Annotated in this window: 15 protein-coding genes; 10 read left to right on the forward strand and 5 right to left on the reverse strand. The window is 60.9% G+C overall.

The window, feature by feature from the left end; genetic code table 11:
- Positions 1-70: 70 nt before the first annotated feature.
- On the forward strand, positions 71-1,690 hold the full coding sequence (locus TK06_RS03650) for a methyl-accepting chemotaxis protein (RefSeq protein WP_063320865.1): 1,620 nt from the start codon (positions 71-73) through the stop codon (positions 1,688-1,690).
- Positions 1,691-1,838: 148 nt separating this feature from the next.
- Here the strand turns inward: TK06_RS03650 and mhpT are convergent, their stop codons facing one another.
- Positions 1,839-3,062, reverse strand: coding sequence for a 3-(3-hydroxy-phenyl)propionate transporter MhpT (gene mhpT / locus TK06_RS03655; RefSeq protein WP_063320866.1), 1,224 nt, complete (start codon positions 3,060-3,062; stop codon positions 1,839-1,841).
- 312 nt (positions 3,063-3,374) lie between these two features.
- On the opposite strand from mhpT, the gene TK06_RS03660 reads away from it, so the two are divergent.
- On the forward strand, positions 3,375-4,682 hold the full coding sequence (locus TK06_RS03660) for an OprD family porin (RefSeq protein ID WP_063320867.1): 1,308 nt from the start codon (positions 3,375-3,377) through the stop codon (positions 4,680-4,682).
- A 200-nt stretch (positions 4,683-4,882) separates the two neighbouring features.
- Here TK06_RS03660 and TK06_RS03665 read toward each other — a convergent pair whose 3' ends face one another.
- The gene (locus tag TK06_RS03665; RefSeq protein ID WP_063320868.1) at positions 4,883-5,371 is read right to left on the reverse strand and encodes a MarR family winged helix-turn-helix transcriptional regulator; all 489 of its coding nucleotides are present in this window, start codon (positions 5,369-5,371) and stop codon (positions 4,883-4,885) included.
- 213 nt (positions 5,372-5,584) lie between these two features.
- Here TK06_RS03665 and TK06_RS03670 point away from each other — a divergent pair, with 213 nt between their 5' ends.
- The 3 genes from TK06_RS03670 to TK06_RS03680 all read left to right on the forward strand — a co-directional run bounded on the left by TK06_RS03670 (position 5,585) and on the right by TK06_RS03680 (position 9,991).
- Positions 5,585-6,415: a p-hydroxycinnamoyl CoA hydratase/lyase gene (locus tag TK06_RS03670; protein ID WP_063320869.1), complete on the forward strand. Its 831-nt coding sequence runs from the start codon at positions 5,585-5,587 to the stop codon at positions 6,413-6,415.
- 108 nt (positions 6,416-6,523) lie between these two features.
- Complete coding sequence (locus TK06_RS03675) at positions 6,524-7,972, forward strand: aldehyde dehydrogenase (RefSeq protein WP_063320870.1); 1,449 nt, start codon at positions 6,524-6,526, stop codon at positions 7,970-7,972.
- Positions 7,973-8,113: 141 nt separating this feature from the next.
- Positions 8,114-9,991 (forward strand): feruloyl-CoA synthase, encoded by a 1,878-nt coding sequence (locus TK06_RS03680; protein WP_063325054.1) that lies wholly within the window; start codon positions 8,114-8,116, stop codon positions 9,989-9,991.
- Positions 9,992-10,155: 164 nt separating this feature from the next.
- On the opposite strand, the gene TK06_RS03685 is transcribed toward TK06_RS03680, so the two are convergent.
- Positions 10,156-10,473, reverse strand: coding sequence for a DUF883 family protein (locus TK06_RS03685; RefSeq protein ID WP_063320871.1), 318 nt, complete (start codon positions 10,471-10,473; stop codon positions 10,156-10,158).
- A gap of 160 nt (positions 10,474-10,633) precedes the next feature.
- Here TK06_RS03685 and TK06_RS03690 point away from each other — a divergent pair, with 160 nt between their 5' ends.
- Entirely contained in the window at positions 10,634-10,888 is a 255-nt protein-coding gene (locus tag TK06_RS03690; RefSeq protein ID WP_003181187.1) for a hypothetical protein, read from the forward strand.
- 3 nt (positions 10,889-10,891) lie between these two features.
- On the opposite strand, the gene TK06_RS03695 is transcribed toward TK06_RS03690, so the two are convergent.
- On the reverse strand, positions 10,892-11,800 hold the full coding sequence (locus TK06_RS03695; protein ID WP_086936556.1) for a LysR substrate-binding domain-containing protein: 909 nt from the start codon (positions 11,798-11,800) through the stop codon (positions 10,892-10,894).
- Between the two features lie 86 nt (positions 11,801-11,886).
- On the opposite strand from TK06_RS03695, the gene TK06_RS03700 reads away from it, so the two are divergent.
- A complete protein-coding gene (locus tag TK06_RS03700) occupies positions 11,887-12,810 on the forward strand; it encodes a carbon-nitrogen hydrolase family protein (protein WP_063320873.1) in 924 nt (307 codons plus the stop codon).
- A 1-nt stretch (position 12,811) separates the two neighbouring features.
- Here the strand turns inward: TK06_RS03700 and TK06_RS03705 are convergent, their stop codons facing one another.
- The gene (locus TK06_RS03705; RefSeq protein WP_063320874.1) at positions 12,812-13,282 is read right to left on the reverse strand and encodes an LEA type 2 family protein; all 471 of its coding nucleotides are present in this window, start codon (positions 13,280-13,282) and stop codon (positions 12,812-12,814) included.
- Between the two features lie 365 nt (positions 13,283-13,647).
- On the opposite strand from TK06_RS03705, the gene TK06_RS03710 reads away from it, so the two are divergent.
- The 3 genes from TK06_RS03710 (at position 13,648) to TK06_RS03720 (ending at position 16,348) form a co-directional block, all read left to right on the forward strand.
- The gene (locus TK06_RS03710) at positions 13,648-14,364 is read left to right on the forward strand and encodes a helix-turn-helix transcriptional regulator (RefSeq protein WP_063320875.1); all 717 of its coding nucleotides are present in this window, start codon (positions 13,648-13,650) and stop codon (positions 14,362-14,364) included.
- Between the two features lie 51 nt (positions 14,365-14,415).
- Positions 14,416-14,757 carry a nuclear transport factor 2 family protein gene (locus TK06_RS03715; protein ID WP_063320876.1) on the forward strand — a complete coding sequence of 114 codons (342 nt, stop codon included), beginning with the start codon at positions 14,416-14,418 and terminating at the stop codon, positions 14,755-14,757.
- Positions 14,758-15,079: 322 nt separating this feature from the next.
- The gene (locus TK06_RS03720) at positions 15,080-16,348 is read left to right on the forward strand and encodes an IS110 family transposase (protein ID WP_063320322.1); all 1,269 of its coding nucleotides are present in this window, start codon (positions 15,080-15,082) and stop codon (positions 16,346-16,348) included.
- The last annotated feature ends 1 nt before the right edge of the window (position 16,349 follow it).

The following is a 16,349-nucleotide window of genomic DNA, read 5'->3' on the forward strand; positions in this document are numbered from 1 at the left end:
CCGGGCCACACTTTTTTAGGTTTTCAAATGCGCTGCCAACCGGCAGGTAGTTGAACAGGGAGCATTTGATATGACCAGACTCACCACCGCCCAACGCATCGTGATCGGCTTTGCCATCGCGCCACTGGCCTTGATTGCCCTGGCGCTTTACGCCTTGAGCGACCTGGCGATGCTGCGCGACCAGGCCGAGCAGATCGTCAGGCAGGATTGGCCGAAGATCGACCCGATCATGGTGATCGCCACGGGCGTGCGCGATAACGCCAGGAATACCCGGGATTTGTTGATCGACAAGAACAATGCGCAAGTCCAGCAATCCATCGACGCCACCCGACAACGGATTACCCAGGCCTTCGCCACGCTGGAGCCGCTGTTCGATCAGCCTGAAGGCAAGGCCGCGTATGCCGAGTTGAAGAAACGTCGCGAGGCCTATGTGGCGGCGTTCGTCCAGGTGCAGGCGTTGATCCGCCAGGGCGCGACGGACGAGGCGATGACGCAGCTCAAGCAGGGCGTGATTCCGGCGGAGCTTGAGGTGTACAAAAGCCTCGAAGGGATGATGGCGATGCAGGGCAAGGTCTTTGTCGAACGTGAGCACTTGGCCCAGGCACGTTACAACGATGCGCGGCGCAACATGCTGGCGTTGGTGCTGGCCTGCCTGGCCCTGGTGACGACCGTGGCGATCCTGGTGACCCGCAGTGTGACCCGTCCCCTGGGTGGTGAACCCAATGACGCGGCGCGGGTGCTTAACCTCATCGCCCAGGGCGACCTGACGATCCGCGTGCCCGTGGGTGTAGGTGCCAATGACAGCGTGATGAGTAACATGCACGACATGCAGCAGAGTCTCAACAGCATGGTCCGGCATATTGCGGCCTCGGTGGATCGAGTGGCCAGTTCCTCCGAAGAACTGAGCGCGGTGAGCAGCCAGACCAGCAGCACCTTGCAGTTGCAGGGGCATGAAATCGAACAGGCGGCCGCGGCCGTGAACCAGATGACCGCCGCGGTGGACGAAGTGGCGCGCAATGCGGTGAGCACCAGCGAAGCCTCGCGGGTGTCCGAGCAAACGGCCCAGCGTGGTCGTGAACAGGTCCAGGAAACGGTGGCTTCCATTACCGCGCTGGCCGAAGGTGTGACGGACAGTTCCGGCCGAATCCAGCAATTGGCCGGGCGGGTACAGGACATCAGTTCGGTGCTGGATGTGATCCGCAGCATTGCCGAGCAGACCAATCTCCTGGCACTGAACGCCGCCATCGAAGCCGCCCGCGCCGGTGATGCCGGGCGTGGTTTTGCAGTGGTGGCCGATGAAGTCCGGGCGCTGGCCCATCGGACTCAGGATTCGACTCGGGAAATCGAGGGCATGATCGGTAATATCCGCCTGGACAGCGGGCATGCGGTGAGCTCCATGCAGAACAACAGCGAACTGGTGCAAGCCACGCTACTGGTGGCCCAGCGCTCCGGCGATGCCCTGGATGAAATCGCCCATTCGATCTCGCAGATCAACGAGCGCAACCTGATGATCGCCAGCGCCACGGAACAGCAGGCGCTGGTGGCGCGAGAGGTGGATCGTAACCTGGTGGACATTCGCAACCTGTCCGAACAGGTCATGCTGGGCGCGCGGCATACCGATACGGCGGGCCAGGACCTGGCGCAGATGGCCGGGTCACTGCATGAGACGGTGGCGCGGTTCAAGGTCTAGGCCGATCAATGTCAGGGCCTCAGTCCCACAATCCCTTGTGGGAGTGAGCTTGCTCGCGATAGCGGTGGGTCTGCTTGTGGTGATGTTGGCTGTGCTAAGGGCGGAACCCTAAGCCGCCGTTACCTAAATAACGGATATACACACCAAGTCAGGAGTTCCCAGCGACCGGCTCAGAAGCACCCAATCGCGGCCCGGTCGAATAACGAATCACACTAAGAACCGCCAGCGTCGCAACCACCAACCCAGGAGACGTCGCCAGCAATACGGCCGTGGTCCCACCCCCAGCCGCCAGGATCTGTCCGGCAGCCAGCGGCCCGGCCACCGACCCCAGGCGTCCGATGGCCACCGCTGCACCAACCCCCGTCGCACGTACGGAGGTAGGGTAGGAGGGCGGCGCCAAGGCATAGAGGACCAATTGCGCAGCCATAACAAACAACCCAGCGGCGAACCCGGCGATGGCCATCGGCACGATGCCGACCGAAAACCCGACCCCGGCCAGGGCGCTCAGCAGTCCGGCATAGACGAACAGCACCACCTTGATGCCATTGCAACGGTCCAGCAACAGGCCACCGAGCAACGAGCCCAGCGCTCCGCCGATGTTGAACAGCATTTGCACCAGGCCGGCCTGGGGTTTGCTGAAGCCCTGTTCCAGCAGCAACGACGGCAGCCAGTTGAGCAACATGTACATCACCGTCAGGGTGAAGAAATAACTCAGCCACAGCGCCAAGGTGGTACGGCCGCGACCTTCACCAAACAGCGCCTGAGTGGTGGAGCCGCGCGCTGTGCCGCCATCCTGCGCCTGGCGAAAGGCGCTGGATTCGGGGAGCCACAAGAGCATCAGCGGGACCACCAACAGGGGCGCCAACCCGCCGATGAAAAACGTCATCTGCCAGTGTTCGCCAAACAACATGGCGACCACTGCCGCCAACGCACCACCCAACGGAACGCCGGCGTACATCACGCTGATGGCCGTGCCCCGGCGCTGCTCGCCCACGGCTTCGGCGCACAGGGCGATGAGGTTGGGCAGGGCGGCGCCCAAGCCCAGGCCGGTCATGAAACGCACCAGTAAGAGGCTGGAGAAGTGTTCGACATAAGCGGTGCTGAGGGAAAACACGCCGAACAGCAAGACAGCGGCGATGAGAATTTTCTTGCGACCGATGCGATCAGCGATCCAGCCGCCAAAGAACGCACCAGGCAACAGCCCGATGATCCCGGCACTGAATACCCAGCCCATCATTTTCGGGTCGAGGGCAAACGTCTGTCGCAGCCCTGCGGCTGCGGTACCGGCTGACTGAAGGTCGAAACCCTCGATCAACGCGACGATGAAACACAAGGCGATAGTCAGCGTCGCACGATGCGCCGGACGGTTCATGGCAAATCCTCTTATTGTTTTTGTGAGGGACACCGGCTCGGAGGATAACCGGCAGGCGCATTTAAGATTAACAAAGCTAACTAAAAAATGAAGGATGCCAAGGGCGAGCCATAAACGGGCCAGATCACTATGAAAATCATGGGCTTGGTACGAATATTCAAGTCAGTTGGTAAATTAGTTAATGATATTAATGTTCGATTATCGGTCAGTGTTGATTGACGAAGGGCCCTCGCGGTTTCCATTCTTGGTTCCCACGGCCCCTATCACCAAGGCTGGGCCGATCAAAACAACAACAATAAGTGGATATCGAACATGCCAAACCTTGCCCGGGACGCCTCGATGGCGCGCCCTGTTTTCTCGTTCGCCAGTCTGCTGGCCTGCCTCGGGCTGAGCCTGGGTTCTCCTGCCTTGCGGGCGGAGGGCTTCATCGACGACAGCCACGGTACCCTGACCCTGCGCAATTACTACATGGACCGCGACTACAAGGACGGCGGCGCCAAGACCGCGGCCAGGGAGTGGGCTCAAGGTGTGTTCATGAACGTCGAGTCGGGGTTTACCCCAGGGACGGTTGGGTTCGGCCTCGATGTGAGGGGATTGCTGGGCATCAAGCTCGACTCATCGCCTGACCGAAGCGGCACCGAACTGTTACCGGTATCGAGCAGCGACAAGCGTGCGGCGGATGAGTATTCGCGCCTGGGTGTGACCGGTAAGCTGCGTTTCGCGCAAACCACGGTGAAGACCGGCGATGTGTCGATCTTCCTGCCGTTTGCCTTTGCCAGCCCATCGCGGCTGCTGCCGCAGACTTTTCGCGGGACGACCCTCAGTTCCAAGGACATCGACGGCTTGACGTTGAACACCGGTTATATCGATCGCATCGCCCGGCGCGATTCCACCGACTACCAACCGATGAGCATCGCCTCGCCCAACCGTCGTTTCAACGGTGCGGCGACTTCTTCCCATATGGCTTATGGGGGCGGCGACTACCAGGTCAACAAAGACCTCAGCCTGCGGGCTTACCACGCCGAAGTGGCGGATTTGTATGAACAGAACACCTTGGCGTTATTGCATAACCTGCCCTTGGGCGATGGTGTCCTGACCACTGACCTGCGCAGTTTTTTCAGCGACGAAGACGGCGCGGCCAAGGCTGGCAAAGTGGATAACCGCAACGTTTCGGCGCTGGTCGGCTATCGCCTGGGCGGCCATCGCGTGAGCCTGGGCTACATGCATTCCAGTGGTGATACGGCCACGCCTTATGTGTCCGGCACCGAGCTGATGGGCTTGAGCGAAATGACCATGAGTTCGGATTTCCTCAATGCCAAGGAACGCACCTGGCAGGCGATCCATGACTACGACTTTGCCGCCGTGGGCGTGCCGGGCCTGCGCAGTCGACTGCGTTATGTGCGTGGTGATCACATCGAACTGGCGGCCCTCAATGCCGAGGATCGCAAGGAGCGTGAGTTCCAGATGGAGCTGGGATACGTGATCCAGGGCGGCCCGCTGAAAAACGTCGGGCTGCTGGCACGCAAATCGATCTATCGCAACAACTTCCCGGGTACGGCGGCGTTTCGCGACGAGAACCAGACCCGGTTCCTGGTGACGTACAGCGTGCCGATCTGGTGATGCATTGTTGGGCGAAGGGAGCTCTGTTCGGAGCGGGGGACATAATGGCTCTTGTGGCGAGGGGATTTATCCCCGTTGGACTGCGCGGCAGTCCCCCCCAAACGGCTACCTCGGTACTTCATATTGATCGAGGTGTCTGGAGTAGGGCTGCTATGCAGCCCAGCGGGGATAAATCCCCTCACCACAGGGGAGCGTTGGCCTTACTGTTGGTAAACCTTCTTCAACAACCGCAGCAACTCCTCACGCTCAGCCCCTGAAAGGGTCGCCGTGGAATCCAGGTCACTCTGCGCGGCGATTTGCTTGAGTTCCTTGAGCAACGTTTCGCCAGTTTTGCTCAGGAAAATCCCGTAGGAGCGTTTATCCGGCTTGCACCGCACGCGCACGGCCAGGGCCCGGCTTTCCAACTTGTTCAGCAGCGGCACCACTTGCGGTGGCTCGATCGTCAGGGCCTTGGCCAGGTCAGCCTGCATCAGGCCGGGATTCTGGTCGATGATTGCCAGGGCCGAGAACTGGGCAGGGCGCAGATCGTGGACGGCGAGTCGGCCAATCAGGTTCTGGAACAGTTTCAACTGGGCGCGGCGCAGGGCGTAACCGATCAGGTCATCCAGTGCGGAGTCCAGCGGCGCTTGCGCGTCGGTACCGGCGGCCAGGGACTCGGCGGGTTCGGCAAGCTTGGAAGACTTGGCCATCGAAGTGAACTTCCTCAAGGTAAGTGGTTAACAAGGCTATCCAGTTTGCCGGGGTTGCGACGCCCTGGCTATGGGCTTGCGCAGATTCGAGATTTGTAACCTTCGATCCAGGCCCGGAAAAATACAGATAAACCGATTAATAGTTAATTGACATAACTAAATTTCCGGTTTAGTTTTTGATCATCTTCAGCCAAGAACAAGAGAGCACGCATCATGAGCAATTACGAAGGTCGCTGGAAAACGGTCAAGGTCGATATCGAGGAGGGCATCGCCTGGGTCACCCTCAATCGCCCGGAAAAACGCAACGCCATGAGCCCGACCCTCAACCGCGAGATGATCGACGTGCTCGAGACCTTGGAGCAGGATCCGGCCGCTGGCGTATTGGTGCTGACCGGGGCCGGTGACGCCTGGACCGCTGGCATGGACCTCAAGGAATATTTCCGCGAAGTGGATGCGGGGCCGGAAATCCTCCAGGAAAAAATCCGTCGCGAAGCGTCGCAATGGCAATGGAAACTGCTGCGCATGTACGCCAAGCCAACCATCGCCATGGTCAACGGCTGGTGCTTTGGTGGCGGTTTCAGTCCTCTGGTGGCGTGCGACCTGGCGATCTGCGCCGACGAAGCGACCTTCGGCCTCTCGGAAATCAACTGGGGCATCCCGCCGGGCAACCTCGTCAGCAAGGCCATGGCCGATACCGTGGGTCATCGCCAGTCGCTGTACTACATCATGACCGGCAAGACATTCGGCGGGCAAAAAGCCGCCGAAATGGGCCTGGTCAACGAAAGCGTGCCCCTGGCGCAACTGCGTGAAGTCACCGTGGCGCTGGCGCGCAACCTGCTGGAGAAAAACCCGGTGGTGCTGCGGGCCGCCAAGCATGGTTTCAAGCGCTGCCGCGAACTGACCTGGGAGCAGAACGAGGATTACCTGTACGCCAAGCTCGATCAGTCGCGCCTGCTCGACACCGAAGGTGGCCGCGAGCAGGGCATGAAGCAGTTTCTGGACGACAAGAGCATCAAGCCTGGCTTGCAAACCTATAAGCGCTGAGTCGACCGGCGAATGGCGGGCCGCATCCCGCTGTTCGCTGCGCCGCCCTGGCGCTACTGTTACACCGCTGCGATGTATTCCCGATAAAGACAATAAAGAGGAATCACCATGCTGGACGTGCCCCTGTTGATTGGCGGCCAGTCGTGCCCGGCCCGTGACGGCCGGACCTTCGAACGCTGCAACCCGGTGACGGGCGAGGTGGTGTCTCGCGTGGCCGCCGCCACTCTGGAAGATGCCGACGCCGCGGTAGCTGCTGCCCAAGCGGCGTTTCCCGCCTGGGCCGCATTGGCGCCTAACGAACGCCGGACGCGGCTGTTGCGTGCGGCCGAGCAGTTGCAGGCCCGCAGCAATGAATTCGTCGCTGCTGCCGGCGAGACCGGTGCCATGGCCAATTGGTACGGTTTCAACGTGCACCTGGCGGCGAACATGCTGCGCGAAGCCGCTTCCATGACCACCCAGATCAATGGCGAAATCATTCCTTCGGACGTGCCTGGCAGTTTCGCCATGGCCCTGCGTCAGCCTTGCGGCGTGGTGCTGGGCATCGCCCCTTGGAATGCTCCGGTGATTCTCGCCACCCGCGCCATCGCCATGCCCCTGGCTTGCGGTAACACCGTGGTGCTCAAGGCTTCTGAAATAAGCCCGGCAGTGCACCGGCTGATCGGCCAGGTGTTGCAGGACGCAGGGCTGGGTGACGGCGTGGTCAACGTGATCTGTAATGCACCTGCGGATGCGCCGGCCATTGTCGAGCGATTGATTGCCAACCCGGCGGTGCGCCGGGTCAATTTCACTGGTTCGACCCATGTCGGACGCATCGTCGGCGAACTGTCGGCGCGCCACCTCAAGCCGGCGCTGCTGGAACTGGGTGGCAAGGCGCCGCTGCTGGTGCTGGACGACGCCGACCTGGACGCCGCGGTGCAAGCGGCGGCCTTCGGCGCTTACTTCAACCAGGGCCAGATATGCATGTCCACCGAGCGACTGATCGTCGATGCCCGTGTGGCGGATGAGTTCATCGCCCGCTTGGCCGCCAAGATCGCCACCCTGCGCGCTGGTGATCCGGCGGACGGCGATTCGGTACTGGGTTCGTTGGTCGACGTCAGTGCCGGCCAGCGCATCAAGGGACTGATCGACGATGCCTTGGCCAAAGGCGCAACGCTGGTCACCGGTGGCCAGTTGGAAGGCAGTATCCTGCAGCCGACGTTGCTCGATGGCATCACCCCTCAGATGCGCCTGTACCGCGAAGAGTCCTTCGGGCCGGTGGCCGTGTTGCTGCGCGGTGACGGCGATGAAGAGCTGCTGCGCCTGGCCAACGATTCCGAGTTCGGCCTGTCGGCCGCCATTTTCAGCCGCGATACCACCCGTGCGCTGGCCTTGGCCCAGCGGGTGGAGTCGGGCATTTGCCATATCAACGGGCCGACCGTGCACGACGAGGCGCAGATGCCTTTCGGTGGGGTCAAGTCCAGCGGTTACGGCAGCTTTGGCGGCAAGGCGTCCATCGAGCATTTCACCCAGCTGCGTTGGGTGACTTTGCAGAACGGTCCCCGGCATTACCCGATCTGAAACCCGTCGCATCGCGGGCGGTCGAGCCTTGAACGCCGTCGCCCCGATGCAGGCCAGAATAATAATGACAAGGCCGCAGCCTGGTGCTGCCACGCTCCGCTCGCATCGCGACCCGAGTGTGCCTTGGTGGAGGAAATGCACGTGAGTTCCGAGTCCAGATCGTCCTCCCGACCCGAGGCCGGGCGGTATCGCCAGGTATCGATTGGTCATCCTGCCGTGGAAGTCCGGGAAGAGCGTGGCATCTTGCACATGCGCTCCCTGGAGCCCCTGGCCCCGCTGCCGGCGCGGTTGCTCGAGCGCCTGGTGCACTGGGCCAAGGTGCGCCCGGAGCAGACGTTTATCGCCGCCCGTGAAGCCGGCGGTGACTGGCGTCGAGTCAGCTATGCCCAAATGCTCGACAGTGTCCGAGCCATCGCCCAAAGCCTACTCGGTTACGGTTTATCGGCGGAAAAACCCTTGGCGCTGCTCTCCGGCAACGACATCGAGCACCTGCAAATGGCCCTCGGCGCGATGTACGCCGGTATTCCCTATTGCCCGGTTTCGCCGGCCTATTCATTGCTGTCCCAGGATTTCGCCAAGCTGCGTCATGTCTGCGATCTGTTGCAGCCGGGGCTGGTGTTCGTCAGTGAGGCCGCACCGTTCGAGCGCGCGATCACTGCCGTATTGCCGGCGGACGTGCCCTTGATCACAGTGCGTGGCGAGATAGCCGGCCGGTCGAGGACAAGCTTCGCCAGCCTGCTGGTCCAACCCGGCGGCGCCGAGGCCGAGCAGGCGTTCGCTGCCACCGGCCCGGACAGCATCGCCAAGTTCCTGTTTACCTCAGGCTCCACCAAGCTGCCCAAGGCGGTGATCACCACCCAGCGTATGCTTTGCGCCAATCAGCAGATGCTGCTGCAGACCTTTCCGGTGTTCGGCGAGGCGCCGCCGGTGCTGGTGGACTGGTTGCCGTGGAATCATACGTTCGGTGGCAGCCACAACGTTGGCATCGTGTTGTACAACGGCGGCACGTTCTACCTGGACGACGGCAAACCCACCGCCCAGGGCTTCGCCGAAACCCTGCGCAACCTCAAGGAAATCTCGCCTACCGCCTACCTGACCGTGCCCAAGGGCTGGGAGGAATTGGTCAACGCCCTGGAGCAGGACGATGAATTGCGCGAGCGATTCTTCAAACGCATCAGCCTGTTCTTCTTTGCCGCGGCGGGCTTGTCCCAAAGTACCTGGGACCGGCTCGACAAGGTCGCCGAACAGCATTGCGGCGAACGTATCCGCATGATGGCGGGCCTGGGCATGACCGAGGCGGCGCCGTCCTGCACCTTCACCACCGGGCCGTTGTCCATGGCCGGCTACATCGGCCTTCCAGCGCCTGGCTGCGAGGTGCGCCTGGTGCCAGTGGACGGCAAGTTCGAAGGGCGTTTTCGCGGGCCGCACATCATGCCCGGCTACTGGCGCTCGCCGCAGCAAACTGCCGAGGTATTCGACGAGGATGGTTTCTACTGTTCGGGGGATGCGATCAAGCTGGCCGACGCCAGCAATCCGCAACTGGGGCTGATGTTCGATGGGCGGATCGCCGAGGATTTCAAATTGTCTTCCGGTGTGTTCGTCAGTGTCGGGCCGTTGCGCAATCGGGCGGTGCTGGAGGGCACGCCCTACGTCCAGGACCTGGTGATTACCGCACCGGATCGCGAGTGCCTGGGGGCGCTGGTGTTCCCACGGCTTGCTGAATGCCGGCGCTTGTCCGGGCTGGGCGGGGACGCCAGTGACGCCCAGGTTCTTGCCAGCCCGACGGTGCGCCAATGGTTCGCCGACTGGCTGCGACGCCTGAACCGTGAAGCCAGCGGCAATGCCAGTCGCGTGGAGTGGATCGCCTTGCTCGATGAACCGGCGTCCATCGACCGCGGTGAAATCACTGACAAGGGCTCGATCAACCAACGGGCGGTGTTGCAGTGGCGGGCGGGGAAGGTGGAGGCGTTGTATCGCGGGGAGGATGCGTCGATTTTGCGGGCGGGACCTGTGGCTTAAAGCAAGACCTTGTGGATGTGGATGAATGGCAGACTCATCCACAAACGCCTGTGGGAGCGAGCTTGCTCGCGATAGCGGTGGCTTAGCAGCAGAGAGGTTGCCTGACACACCGTCATCGCGAGCAAGCTCGCTCCCCATGAGGTCCGGGGGCTGGTTTGTGATGGTTAACGCCGTCCTAGCAACAAACCCACCACCAGCCCGAAACCGGCGGAAATCGCCACGGTCTGCCAGGGGTGGCCGCCAATATAGACTTCAGTGGCGTCGACCATGGGGCGGGTACGCTCTCGTGCGCTGGCAACCGAATCAAGCGCTTGTTGCAGTTTCTGGGAGATCTGGCCGCGCAGGTTTTCAGCATCTTCGCCTACCAGCGAGGCACTGCTTTTGAGCAGCTTTTCCGATTCTTCGATCAACGCCTTCAGTTCGCTGAAGGCTTGATCCTTGATTTGCTCTCCATTCGCTTGCACGGTGCTTTTACGGGCCATTGAAGTACTCCTTGCTGATGATGGCATTGATCAATGGAGTGCTGCGCTTGTGCAAAAGTTGCAACGTTTGGCCTTGTCGGCGCAGCCCATCACAAATCGTGGTTAAGACGTTTCCCTGCAAGGTGTAAGATGGCGCCTATTTACGCAACAGGTAATTCCCATGAGCTTCAATCTGGCTGACAAGCCCTTGGCCGAGCGCGCCGCGCTGGAAGACGAAAAATCCCGACTTTTTGAACTGTGGCAAAACAACCTGGGCAAAGCCAAGGGCGATGCTGCCCGCTTGTTCGGCGAGCGCTCCAAACGCAAGGGCAAGTGGGCCGAGTGGGTGCGTGCCGAACTGGACGGCATGTCGCCGCCGGAGTACGCCAACATGGTACGCAGTGAAGTCAATCGACTGATGGCTGCCAACAAGTAAGCCTTAGGTGAATGTTGCCGTAATGGCCTCGCGAACCTTTAGCATTGTCGGCTCCATTTGCGTGTGGGTTCGCCATCCCAGTTCGATAGGGTAGCGGGGCAAGGCCAGGGGGCAGGGCAGCAAGGCCAGGCCGCTGAGGTCGGCGATGGCCCGGGCGGCATGGGCCGGAATCGTCGCCACGGCCTGGCTGCCCTTGAGCAGGAACGGCAACGCGGCAAAGTGGGTGGTCGAGGCACAGACTCGCCGGCTCAGGCCAAGCCCGGCCAGCCCTTCGTCGGTGATACCGATGAAACCATCTGAAGACACCAGCAGATGTTCACGGGCCACGAACGCCTCCAGGCTGAGGGATTGTTGGCCCTGCGCCAGGCTCGCCGGGTCCAGGAGGCAGGCGTAATCGCCTTCGCCCAACACCTGGCGGCTGAGCAACCGCTGGGCGAAACCGCCCGCCGTGATCGCCAGGTCAAGTTCGCGCTCCATCAGGGCCCGGCCGACGATCTGGCTGTGGGTCTGGCGGAAAATCAAGCGCAGGCCCGGCGCTCGGTCGGCCACTTCTTCGATCAAGCGTCGCCCATGGGCAATCTCGAAATCGTCCGACAGGCCGACGATGACCGAGCGGCCTTCGTAATGGCTGGCATCCGGGTCGACCATCGCCAGGCTCTGGCGGCATTTATCCAGTGCTTCGCTGATCACCGGCTTGAGCTGGTTGGCCCGCAGCGTCGGCGCCAGGCCCCGGCCGGTGCGCACGAATAATTGATCGTCATACAAACCGCGAAGCCTGCGCAGCGCTGCGCTGATGGCCGACTGGGTCACGCCCAGGCGCACGGCGGCGCGGCTGGCGCTGGATTCGTCATGCAGGGCTTCGAAGGTCTTCAGCAGATTGAGGTCGATGTCGGCGATATTCATAAGGCTCATATCATTTAGCAGTATTCGGGGCTTTATTCATGATCGGCCGCTGCCTGAGAATCGGCAACACCTGATGATCAAGGAGTTGAAAAACCATGCCCAAATCCATTGTGGCTGCCCTGCAGATCGGCTCGTTGCCTGGCGGCAAGGGCGAGACCCTGGCACAGATCCTTTCCTACGAAGAAGCCATTCGCGAGGCTGGCGCGCGCCTGGTGGTGATGCCTGAAGCGCTGCTGGGTGGCTATCCCAAGGGCGAAGCGTTCGGGACTCAACTGGGTTACCGGTTGCCGGAGGGACGCGAGGCGTTTGCCCGCTATTTTGCCAATGCCATTGACGTGCCTGGCGTTGAAACCGAAGCGCTGGCCGGGCTATCGGCGCGTACGGGGGCGAGCCTGGTGCTGGGCGTCATCGAGCGTGTCGGCAGCACCTTGTACTGCACCGCGCTGTATTTCGAACCCGATGCGGGCCTGGTGGCCCGGCACCGCAAGTTGATGCCCACCGGCACCGAGCGGCTGATCTGGGGCAAGGGCGACGGCTCGACCTTGCCGGTGATCGACAGCCAGGTCGGTCGGGTCGGCGCGGCGGTGTGCTGGGAAAACATGATGCCGCTGCTGCGCACCGCGATGTACGCCAAAGGGGTGGAAGTCTGGTGTGCGCCGACGGTGGATGAGCGGGAGATGTGGCAGGTGACCATGCGCCATATCGCCCACGAAGGTCGCTGTTTTGTGGTCAGTGCCTGTCAGGTCCAGGCCTCGCCGCAGGCCCTGGGTATCGAGGTCGCGCACTGGCCGGCCGAGCGGCCGCTGATTGCTGGAGGCAGCGTGATTGTCGGCCCCATGGGCGATGTACTCGCGGGGCCGCTGAAGGACACGGCTGGGCTACTGATTGCCGAAATCGACACCGATGAGCTGGTGCGGGCGCGTTACGACTATGACGTGGTGGGGCATTACGCCAGGCCAGATGTGTTCGAGTTGGTGGTGGACGAGCGCGCCAAGCCCGGCGTGCGTTTCACGGCGTGATTCACCAGTTGGCGGCGGAGCCCGGCAGGTCGAGGGTTCCGCGGTCAACGAAGCGCAGGGTGCCGAATACGCCGCCGGCGAGCTTGCCCTTGAGCACATAGGGCAGGTTGTCCAGGCTTTGGGTCTGGCTCAGGCCCAAGGTCTGGCGCAACACCGAAAACGCCGAAATGCTCACCGGGACACTGAGGATCGCCTCGGAAAAGCGCGGGATCGAACCGCTCTGGTCACTGACCCCCGTTGCCAGCGTACGGTCGTTGACCTCCAGGTCCAGCGCCACGCCGTTGTAGTCGATCGCGGTTTCGTTGGGGTTCTGCACGCGCAGTTTCACGGCGAAACGCACCTCCAGGCCCTGGTTGGGCAAGGGTTCGATGCCGACCACGTTGATGTTCAGCGGGTCACGGTGCGGGAAGAGGGCGCAGGCGCTGAGACTGAGCAGTATCAGGAAAACGGAAAGGCCGAGGATTCTGCGCATGGCTTGACTCTCAACGAATGAAAAAACCGGAAGCGATTGAGCACGATACCCCACAGGTGCCCCATGGCAACCCACGAACCCTTGGATAGGGCGCTTTTGGTGGCGAGGGAGCTTGCTCCCGCTGGGCTGCGTAGCGGCCCCAAGCTTTTGCGGTTGCTGCGCAACCGAGCGGGAGCAAGCTCCCTCGCCACAAAAGCCACAAAAGCCACAAAAGCCACAAAAGCCACAAAAGCCACAAAAGCCACAAAAGCCACAAAAGCCCATGCCACAGCGATGTATGCGAGACATGGCAAGAGGGCTCCTGACAGTTTCTGACACCAGCCTCTGCTAATCTGCGTCGACTTTTTTCTTCTGGATAGTCCATCGTGTCGCGTACCACTCGGTTGCTCACTTTGCTGCAAGTCTTGCGGGGCAAGCGTTGCCCGGTTACCGCTGCGACATTGGCGGGAGAACTGAACGTTTCCGAGCGCACCTTGTACCGCGACATCGCCGAACTCACCGCCCTTGGTGCGCCAATTCAGGGCGAAGCGGGCATCGGTTATGTCTTGCGCAGCGGCCTGTTCCTGCCGCCACTGATGTTCACCGCCGATGAAATCGAGGCCATTGTGCTGGGCTTGCGCTACGTCGATCAGCGCGCCGACGAGGTGTTGGGCAAGGCAGCCGCTGACGCCCTGGCGAAGGTCGCTGCAGTGCTGGCCCCCGATGTGCGAGACGCTTTGCGCAACCCCACGGTGCTGCCCGGCCCACCGGGTTATGGCTATCCGCAGAACACGGTGGAACTGAATGTGTACCGCCAGGCCATTCGTGCCCAGGCCAAGCTGCACATCGATTACGCCGACGTGAACAAGACCCCGAGCCAACGCTTGATCTGGCCGCTAGCCCTGGGCTTTTTCAATGAGGCGCGGGTGGTGGTGGCCTGGTGCGAATTGCGCGGCGCCTATCGGACTTTTCGCACTGACCGGATCGCTTCTGCCACCGAGCAGGGCGAGCGCTATCCGGGCCGCCGCAGCGACTTGCTGCGCGACTGGTTCGCGCTGATGAAGCTGGACGAAAGCGGACGGTTCACTCCTGACAAAAACTGACACAACGCTGTTCTAGCATGGTGCCAGATCGATAAAACAAGGAGCCGTACCATGTCCAATCCCGTCTCTTCCCTGGCCCCGGCCATCGCCGGCTACATTGCGGCGGCCAATGCCCGTGACAGCTCGGCGGTGACGCGTTTCTTCGCCGAGGATGCCAACGTATTCGATGAAGGCCAGCACCGTGTTGGCACCCAGGCCATCGCCCAATGGATGGAAGACACTGCCCGGCGCTTCCAGCCGCGTGTGGAAGTCCTCAATGTGCAGCAACGCACTGGCAAGGTGTTGGTGAAAAACCTGATCTCCGGGACATTCCCCGGCAGCCCGCTGGAGTTGCGCTACACCTTTCGGCTCGATGAGCAGGGCAAGATCAGCCGGTTGGATATCTCGATTTAGCAGTCTGCACCCTGTTATGTGAACACTATTGTGGCGAGGGGATTTATCCCCGCTGGACTGCGATATAGGTAGTCCGTTCCTTGCTCCCCCATACTGATACTCGCTGGAGTCCGGTTGTTGCGAGGAAGGAACATGCACCTGCGAGCTACGAATAGGGCTGCAACGCATCTCGATGATTACTGCTTCACCTTCGAGCCCAGCAGGTGCGCTTGCGCCCTCTAACGAACACTCAGGGAAAGCCGGGCACGGCTCTCTATATCGCCTTCGCTGGACGCAAGCATGCATGTTCCTGCATGTACTTTAGCGTCTGTGGAGGTGTGCGATGCAAACGCTCTTGTCTCAGAAATTCACTGCTTATATCGGAATTGATTGGGCCGATACCAAACATGACGTCTGTTTGCAGGTTGCTGGGCAAGCCCAGCGGTGCTTCTCGGTCATCCGACACAACCCCGAAGCTATTGATCAATGGGCTCATGCGCTGTATCAGCGTTATGGCGGTCCTATCGCCATTGCCGTGGAGTTAGACAAAGGACCGTTGATAGCGGCCCTGCAAAAATATGATTTTTTTTGTTTGTTCCCGATCAACCCCGCCACCTTAGCCAAGCAGCGTAAGGCCTTCGTTCCCAGCGGTGCGAAGGACGATCCGAGCGATGCCCAGTGGGCACTTGAGCTATTGCTCAAGCATCCCGACAGATTTCCCCAGCAGGAGAAACAAAGTCCTGCCATACGTTCTCTGGCTAGCTTGACTGAACATCGGAGAACCTTGGTTGATGAGCGGGTAAGAATCAGTAATCGGTTGGTTTGCATGCTCAAGCAGTACTATCCGTTGGCGCTGGAGTTGTTCCACGATCATGACACACAGGTGTTCTGTGATTTCCTGGAGCGCTGGTCGACGTTGGAAACACTTAAACGTGCTCGGCCTACAAGCGTTTTGAAGTTTCTTAACGCGCATAATGTTCGCCATGCAGAACTCAATCAGCAGCGTCTGGCCTTGATCCTCAAGGCCACGCCGCTGACAGAGGATCCGGGGATTGTTAACCCTTCAGCGCTGTATGTGCGGACCCTGGCATCGCAACTGAGTGGGATGCTGGTGGCGATCAAGCAGTTTGATGCGGCGATCGAAGAAACGGCCAATACCCTGGCCGATTACAGCCTCTTCAAATCCTTGCCTGGAGCCGGGCAACAGCTTGCACCACGGCTAATGGTAGCTTTTGGTGAGCAACGTGATCGCTTCAAGGATGCTGGTGCTATGCAGCGATATGCCGGGATCGCTCCGGTTACCGAGCGCAGTGGCAAGAAGAAAATCGTTCGCTGGCGCTATCAATGTTCAACCTTTTTGCGCCAGACATTTGTCGAGTGGGCTGCCCACAGCATCAATCAATCGGTATGGGCAGGGGCGTACTATCGCCAACAGAAGGCCAAAGGCTGCTCTCATCAAGCAGCCCTGAGGGCACTGGCTTTTAAATGGATCAGGATCGTTTATCGGTGCTGGAATGCTGGATCCCAGTATGACGAGAGCGTCTATTTACAAGCCTTGGCCCGCCACGACTCGCCTTTGATAAGAGCACCGGAGGCAACGAAAGCATGTTGAC

The organism is Pseudomonas fluorescens (assembly GCF_001623525.1).
Taxonomy (GTDB): Bacteria; Pseudomonadota; Gammaproteobacteria; order Pseudomonadales; family Pseudomonadaceae; genus Aquipseudomonas; species Aquipseudomonas fluorescens_Q.

Bases quoted from the DNA above. Each gene is read 5' to 3' on its own strand.
- TK06_RS03650 (WP_063320865.1), top strand. From the start codon at position 71: ATGACCAGACTCACCACCGCCCAACGCATCGTGATCGGCTTTGCCATC.
- mhpT (WP_063320866.1), bottom strand. From the start codon at position 3,062: ATGAACCGTCCGGCGCATCGTGCGACGCTGACTATCGCCTTGTGTTTC.
- TK06_RS03660 (WP_063320867.1), top strand. From the start codon at position 3,375: ATGCCAAACCTTGCCCGGGACGCCTCGATGGCGCGCCCTGTTTTCTCG.
- TK06_RS03665 (WP_063320868.1), bottom strand. From the start codon at position 5,371: ATGGCCAAGTCTTCCAAGCTTGCCGAACCCGCCGAGTCCCTGGCCGCC.
- TK06_RS03670 (WP_063320869.1), top strand. From the start codon at position 5,585: ATGAGCAATTACGAAGGTCGCTGGAAAACGGTCAAGGTCGATATCGAG.
- TK06_RS03675 (WP_063320870.1), top strand. From the start codon at position 6,524: ATGCTGGACGTGCCCCTGTTGATTGGCGGCCAGTCGTGCCCGGCCCGT.
- TK06_RS03685 (WP_063320871.1), bottom strand. From the start codon at position 10,473: ATGGCCCGTAAAAGCACCGTGCAAGCGAATGGAGAGCAAATCAAGGAT.
- TK06_RS03690 (WP_003181187.1), top strand. From the start codon at position 10,634: ATGAGCTTCAATCTGGCTGACAAGCCCTTGGCCGAGCGCGCCGCGCTG.
- TK06_RS03695 (WP_086936556.1), bottom strand. From the start codon at position 11,800: ATGAGCCTTATGAATATCGCCGACATCGACCTCAATCTGCTGAAGACC.
- TK06_RS03700 (WP_063320873.1), top strand. From the start codon at position 11,887: ATGCCCAAATCCATTGTGGCTGCCCTGCAGATCGGCTCGTTGCCTGGC.
- TK06_RS03705 (WP_063320874.1), bottom strand. From the start codon at position 13,282: ATGCGCAGAATCCTCGGCCTTTCCGTTTTCCTGATACTGCTCAGTCTC.
- TK06_RS03715 (WP_063320876.1), top strand. From the start codon at position 14,416: ATGTCCAATCCCGTCTCTTCCCTGGCCCCGGCCATCGCCGGCTACATT.
- TK06_RS03720 (WP_063320322.1), top strand. From the start codon at position 15,080: ATGCAAACGCTCTTGTCTCAGAAATTCACTGCTTATATCGGAATTGAT.